The following is a 472-nucleotide window of genomic DNA, read 5'->3' on the forward strand; positions in this document are numbered from 1 at the left end:
TTTAATGTGATCCCGAACATATCCCACGGTATAACGCCTTGATTGAGTTGTGGGTGTGCCTGTCTCTGGCTTATGATGTGTCTTAGCCATAGTAACTACCTCCATAGTTGCTTGTGGTTAGCAGTTAAGGCAGGTTGCATCCTGCTTTAACTGCGCTCATTAATCTGTTTAGCCTGGTACTTCAATATCATCCCATCCAGCAATGCCCTGATAATCAGGCGTTCTTCTTCCTGCATTCCACTGACTGCCTCAAACTGGAAGATCAGGTCTTCAGATGGTCCGCGTTCACGGTCTTCAAACACTAGGTCATCCAGCGAAATATGCAAGACCTTCGCCAATCTTATCAGGGCGTCTAAGGTAGGTTATGCTATTCCCGCTTCATAGCGACGTATCTGGTTCCCTGACCCATCAAGAGACAACGCTGGACAGCGGCGGTTTAGTCACCTTACACAGCGGTCGCGATACCAGCTTA

The 472-nt window shown here is 48.1% G+C and carries 1 pseudogene; it reads right to left on the bottom strand.

Features of this window, described 5'->3' with window-relative positions:
- Positions 1–146: 146 nt before the first annotated feature.
- Positions 147–398, bottom strand: a pseudogene (locus HH682_RS16060) (helix-turn-helix domain-containing protein); the annotation flags it as partial.
- Between the last annotated feature and the right edge of the window lie 74 nt (positions 399–472).

Origin of the sequence: Rosenbergiella gaditana (genome assembly GCF_018494065.1) — a bacterium.
GTDB classification, from domain to species: Bacteria; Pseudomonadota; Gammaproteobacteria; order Enterobacterales; family Enterobacteriaceae; genus Rosenbergiella; species Rosenbergiella gaditana.